Annotated in this window: 1 protein-coding gene; it reads left to right on the top strand. The window is 69.2% G+C overall.

The annotated features are described in order from the left end of the window. Positions 1-204 precede the first annotated feature (204 nt). Positions 205-6,831, top strand: a 6,627-nt coding sequence (locus CUT44_RS12905; RefSeq protein ID WP_199185697.1) for a hypothetical protein, incomplete at its 3' end; no start/stop codon positions are given.

Raw genomic sequence — 6,831 nt, 5'->3', positions numbered from 1 at the left:
CCGGTGTTTCCGGGGGTGGATGCGGCGTGGAATTCTCCGGGGTCTGGCAGCAGGAGAAGCGGGAGTGGTGGGAGCGGGAGTGGCAGGCGGCGTACTCCTGTTCTGGTGGCTTTCGACCGGTTCGGTGATGCGCGGGAGGTTTCCTGGGCGGAGGTTGAGTCGTCGGCGTGGTTTGCGGAGTTGCATCCGGCGCATCGTGAGCGGTTGCGGGGTGTGGAGGACTACACGCCGATCGCGGATGCGGTGGAGGAGACGCGCAACACGGTGGCGGCCGCGGTGGACGGTGGTGCGGGGCCGGAGGATGTGACGCTGCTGGCGGACCTGTACCGGTTGCGGCGCAATGTGACCGCGTACGACCCGGTGTTGTTGTCGTCCCTGGAGCGTGGTGTGGAGGCCGTGCTGGGGGCGGGGCGTGCGAGGTTGGTGCGCGGTTCGGTGACGGGGTTCGGCCGTCATGTGCCGTACACGGATCTGGTGGTTCCGCATCCGGGTCCGTGGGCGCGGGACCGCGGTCCCTCGGGGCTGGCGTACAGCCTGGAGTATGTGCTGGGGCATCACAGCACCGCGCACATTTTGCTGGACAACGAGGTCTCCGCGGCGGAGAACAGTCAGTCGGTTCAGTTGCTGGCCGGGATCGAGGAGGTCAACAGGCGGTACCGGGATGTGCCGGGGTATGTGCCGCTGCGGGCGTATGCGTCTTCTCCGGTGACGCAGTCGCGGGGGGACCGCTACGGCAGGGTGCATGACTACACCGAGCTCGGTGGTGTCCGGTTGCGGATTCGGCATCAGCCTCCGTACCGGCTGGTCACCGTCACCCGCGGGCACAGTCTTCCCGCCGCGGGCAGCACGGCGGCGGCACCCACCACCGTCACCACAAGCTCGTCGTATTCCACGGCGTATCCCGCCTACCCCACGGCCTCCGCGTCCTCCTCCACCACCACGGCGTCTGCCTATCCAAGCTATTCCGCGACCTCCACCTATCCCATGTACTCGACGTACTCGACGGGGTCGAGGAACTCGGGGCGTTCGGGCGGTACCGCCTACCCTGCCTACTCCACCGGCGGGTCCTCCCGGGGCCCGGTCTTCCCCGGCGCGAACGCCGCCTGGAACTCCCCGGACCCGCAGGGAACCGCCCCCGCGGAGCCGCTGCCGCCGCGGCACCCGCGGTTCGCTGAGTACTACACCACGGAGGACTGGGCACAGCGCGGCGAGCACTACGAACGCAACATCGGGAAGGTCCTGGCAGCCGATCCCGAGACGATGAAGGCGGCCAGGGCCGTGATCGCGCGCCTGCACACCGCTTTGGAAGATGTCCACGGCACGGACTCGGCGGATCGCGCGTTCGTCCCCGACCCCATGGTGGACGCGAACGACCACCTGGAACACCTGATGGACCCGTCGGACGGCGCCACATTGGACGAGCTGATGGTGGCCATCGCCAACGCGGCCTGGCGCAACCCCCTCGACGGTGCCGTCACCCTGAGCAAGTTGTGGGCCGCCCACCCGCATCTGAACCCCCGGGGCGTGCCTCTGGCTCCGGGCAACGGCTCCCGGTACACCGACGAGGAGATCGAGAAGTACCGCGCTCGCGGCTTGGTGATGACCGACGGTCCCGCCGACGAGGTGGAGTGGCTGCTACGTGTCCATCAGGCGCTCGATCCGGAGAACTCGCCCCCGCTGTGGTTCCTTGACGCACTGTCGGGGTGGCTGCTCGACCATCCCGACCCCCGTCGGCGCAGGTCGCTGGTGGAGATCTACCAGGCCTCCCACCAGGCCGGGGTGCGCGATGAGGGTATGCCTCGTGACATGGCCGTGCTGGACGGCGCAGATGTGTACGGACTGGTCGATTCCCTGATCGAGCCGCGTAAACGCCTGAGCGGCCTTCCGAAGTTCGCGCGGCCTTCACTCACCGAGCGTGATCTGGCGCTGCCGCACCGGGCGATGTACGCCGAGCGGATGGCGAAGTGGTTGACACCGGAGGTGACCGGTGACGGCTGGGCCATGGTCTCGGTCGTGGAGCTGGCTGATCTGAAGAAACCGAGCGGGCGTTACGGCTATCTCGTTCCGTCACCGGACCCGGACGTCCAGGTGCCCGGTGAAACCACCAGAGACAGCCGCCGCAGGGCGGGACGGTCCTCGGCACTGCGCCATCCGTACCCGGACCTGCTCAAGAACAACGTCTCCGAGGAGTTGCTGCCGTCGCTGTATCTGAGCGAGGCGGACTACCGGCTGCTCGACGAGGCGTTCTCCGGCGTGACCGTGAACATGGGATCGCTCCGGCGGACGCTGCGGGAGGTGGTGGACGAGGCTTTCGCCGCCGATGGCAACGGTCTGTGGTTCTCCATGCCGTTGTTGTTGCGGCGCGATGACGCCTTCCGCGCTCTCCTCAGGGAGGCACTGGCGGTACCGGAGGACGCGCCGGACCGTGGTGCGTGGCTGGAGCGGTTGCGCGGGCGGCTCAACGCACGGGCCCAGGAACTGGCGGGAGAGTTGGCCGCCGAGCTGCCCGAGCACCGTGAGATGGCCATCGAGGCGGTCAGCCGGCTGCCCAAGGAACTGGCCACCGCGTGGTGGACCACGCTGGAAGGTGACCTGACCGGATCTCCCGTTCCGGGACAGAAGATCGCGGTTGGGGCGTTGCGGCAGGTCACCACCGTGCGGGAGCGTGTTCTCCGGGATGCCGGGAGGCTGGCCCGGCGTGGCCGGGGACGTCCGGTGGTGTGGCAGGTCGCCAAGTCGGCCGCGCACGACAGGACTCTCTTCGCGGACGCCCCGTTCACCCAGCGGCTTGTGTACGCGGAACCGACCGAGTTCACGGTTCGGTCGGTGAAAGTCGTCCGCCACCGGGGCAAGAACGGGGAGGTCTATGAGTATCTGCGCGTGAAGCTGGAGGAATCGCCGTCGGCTCTGCCGCGCGAGGCTTGGCAGCACGAGGTGATCTTCCGCAGGCTGTCCCATCCGCGGACCGGTCAGCTCGTCAGCTACAGCGCCCACAACACCTGGGAGATGGCCTGGCCCCTACGGGCCACCATTCTGGACAGACCCTTCTACCAGCGGCAGAGTCGGGACAACGAGAACGGTGTCGTCGAGGACACCTTCGTGGACGCCCAGCCCGTCCCCTGGAACGGCCGGCCACTGGTGATCAACACGCACAGCACCGGCCGGCACATCGACGGGGGCGACAGGTACGGGCGCCGACGGTACACACCGGCCGAGCACGGACTGTTCATCAAACGGCTTCTGGATTCCCGGCACCCCGGCGAGAAATTCGCCCTCCTCCTCGCCGAGTGCCGCATTGCCAGCAGGCACCGGGATGTGGAGCCGGCCGCTCAGACGGTGACCGACAACAGCGGGCAGGAGATCGTCTACGGCGGCGGCACGACGGTGTCCCTCATACCGAGGAGTAACTCCCAAGGTGGCTTCGCTTCGTTGGCCCTGACCGCAGGCCCGAACGATCCGCCTGCCACACAGGTGAAGTTCGAGCCGTTCAGGCCCAAGCCGCTTACCGCCCACGACACCGACGCGGCCGCCGCGGCCCGCTCGGCGACACGGGACCTGCCCGGGTACGCCGATGGTTTCACATACTTGTATGCCACAGCGGAGTGGGACACGGCCGCGTTGCGGTTCGAAAGCGCACTGGGCCGGGCGATGGCCGCCAACCGGCATCTGGTCGACGCCGCGCGCCGAGCGGTGGAACGGTTCCACCAGTTCTTCCTCGACATCAACGGCGACGACGCGGACGCTGCCGCCCGGCAGTTCTTCCCGTCCGCCGGGCCCGAGGGGCCCTCCCCGCTGGAGCGGATGGAGCGGCTGCTGGACCCGGGCTCCGGCGCGACGCTGCCGGAGCTGATGCAGGCGCTGTACGCCACCGCTCGTGACCGTCTCAACGGCTTCACCGACATACCGGTGGCCCCTTCCGACAAGAAGGCGCGGACACTGCGGGAGCGCGGCGTTCCCACGACCCACGAAGTGCTGGTACCCGTCATCAGGCTGTTGCTGGACTACGACGGCCTCGACGGGGTCGGTGACGCCGAACTGCGGGAGCTGACCGCCGCACTGATGGGCTGGCTGCTGCCGGACAACCGCTACCGCCTGTTCGACATCCTCCAGCAGGCCAAGAGGGCCGGTGTCTCCGCCACCCCCACCGAGCGGGCTCTGTCACAGGCCGACGGGGCGCAGTTGTACCGGTGGGCGCTGGACAATCTGCCGTTGGGGCAGACGCCCGGCTACCTCGAAAGCGATCTGCGGCTGCCGCACCACCAGGTCTACGCCGAGCGCCACCAGGACCTCGCCGAGCTGATGCGGTCCGCCGAACCCGGTCAGGTGCCGGCGGCGCGGCAAAGCCCGCACCCGGCGTACGACATCGCGCTGGGCCTGCTGGCCGGGCCGGACGGGCGCCTGCTGGACGAGCGGTTCACCGGCGTCGACCCGCGGACGGGCCGGACATTGCTGGCCGGGGAACTGCGCACGCTGGTCGACCGTGCTCTGGACGGCCGGGGCTCTCATCCGTACCTGCTGCTGCGGGACGCCCGCTTCCGGGCCCTCGTCGACGCCGTGGAGAACGCGCGCAGCCGCGGGGAGGACGATCGGACACACCGCGAGGACATACACCGGCGTGCGCGGGAGCTGGCCGGGGACATCCTGCGGGAGATTCCCGCACACCTGAACATGGCCATGAACGCCCTGGAGCTGCTGCCGCCGGTGAACGGCCCGGTCTGGGTGGTTCTGCGACAGCCCACCGCCGCGGAAACCGACTCGTCCTCGGAGCTCGGAGCCGTCACGCTTCCGCCGTTCGCCGAGGTTCACCTCAGCGAGCGGTCGGCGATGGATGCACTGTCGGAGGAAATCGGGACGCCCCGCCCGGGGGACGTGCTCGTCGAGGTGGAGCACTCCACCGCCCGTGACATCTCGTCCGTCCTGCCCGCTCACTCCCAGCCTCGGGCCCGCTACCTCCACGGCGCCGACCTGGATGTCATCCCCGGCGGGGTACGCGGCGGGACGGAGCGTCTCACAGCCGTCGAGACCGGGCCGACGTCCGCACCGAGGCCCCTGCCCTTCACCGACCTGCCCACCACCCCCACCGCCACGGACACCGACTGGTACGCCGACGTCGTGCTGCGCGAGGTGCGGGTGGACGACCACGTGCTCAAGGCATCCGTCAGTCCGCAGAACTGGCAGCGGTTCGAATCCGCCTACAGTGGCGTGCTCGGTATGCGCAGCTATCTGCAACGGGCCGTGGACCCTGAGACGAAGAAGCCCACGAGCCATCCCTTGCCGATGCCCAGCACCAACGGGCCCACGCTCTTCTTCGTCGCCCGCGGTGTCGCCGGCGGGTTCGAGATGACCCTGTCGGGGGACCGCACCCGCACAGACGACGGCGGGTTCCTCGCCCATCTGGCCAAGGACGCGGCCCAGGAGGGCTTCACCCAGATCGTGGTCCTGGCCAACCCGCTGGACAATCCCGGCGGCCCGGTTCCCTCTCAAGCCGGGGCCCGGACCCTTCCGGCCGTCCACGCCTCCGGGCTGCCCGTCCACGACCACTCCGGGCAGTACGTCATCACCCCGCCCGTCACGGCCCCGCCCCCCCGGGGCCCCGCCCCCGCTCGGCTCCACCTGCTGCCGAACGCCGACGGACAGTCCACCGCTTTTACCGTCACCCACCCGCCTCAGCAGCGATCCGACTCCTCCGGTACCGGTCAGGGGCCGCAGGATCCGGTGTTTCCGGGGGTGGATGCGGCGTGGAATTCTCCGGGGTCTGGCAGCAGGAGAAGCGGGAGTGGTGGGAGCGGGAGTGGCAGGCGGCGTACTCCTGTTCTGGTGGCTTTCGACCGGTTCGGTGATGCGCGGGAGGTTTCCTGGGCGGAGGTTGAGTCGTCGGCGTGGTTTGCGGAGTTGCATCCGGCGCATCGTGAGCGGTTGCGGGGTGTGGAGGACTACACGCCGATCGCGGATGCGGTGGAGGAGACGCGCAACACGGTGGCGGCCGCGGTGGACGGTGGTGCGGGGCCGGAGGATGTGACGCTGCTGGCGGACCTGTACCGGTTGCGGCGCAATGTGACCGCGTACGACCCGGTGTTGTTGTCGTCCCTGGAGCGTGGTGTGGAGGCCGTGCTGGGGGCGGGGCGTGCGAGGTTGGTGCGCGGTTCGGTGACGGGGTTCGGCCGTCATGTGCCGTACACGGATCTGGTGGTTCCGCATCCGGGTCCGTGGGCGCGGGACCGCGGTCCCTCGGGGCTGGCGTACAGCCTGGAGTATGTGCTGGGGCATCACAGCACCGCGCACATTTTGCTGGACAACGAGGTCTCCGCGGCGGAGAACAGTCAGTCGGTTCAGTTGCTGGCCGGGATCGAGGAGGTCAACAGGCGGTACCGGGATGTGCCGGGGTATGTGCCGCTGCGGGCGTATGCGTCTTCTCCGGTGACGCAGTCGCGGGGGGACCGCTACGGCAGGGTGCATGACTACACCGAGCTCGGTGGTGTCCGGTTGCGGATTCGGCATCAGCCTCCGTACCGGCTGGTCACCGTCACCCGCGGGCACAGTCTTCCCGCCGCGGGCAGCACGGCGGCGGCACCCACCACCGTCACCACAAGCTCGTCGTATTCCACGGCGTATCCCGCCTACCCCACGGCCTCCGCGTCCTCCTCCACCACCACGGCGTCTGCCTATCCAAGCTATTCCGCGACCTCCACCTATCCCATGTACTCGACGTACTCGACGGGGTCGAGGAACTCGGGGCGTTCGGGCGGTACCGCCTACCCTGCCTACTCCACCGGCGGGTCCTCCCGGGGCCCGGTCTTCCCCGGCGCGAACGCCGCCTGGAACTCCCCGGAC

Origin of the sequence: Streptomyces carminius (assembly GCF_002794255.1) — a bacterium.
Taxonomy (GTDB): Bacteria; Actinomycetota; Actinomycetes; order Streptomycetales; family Streptomycetaceae; genus Streptomyces; species Streptomyces carminius.
This window is presented reverse-complemented; position numbering and strand designations above follow the sequence as displayed.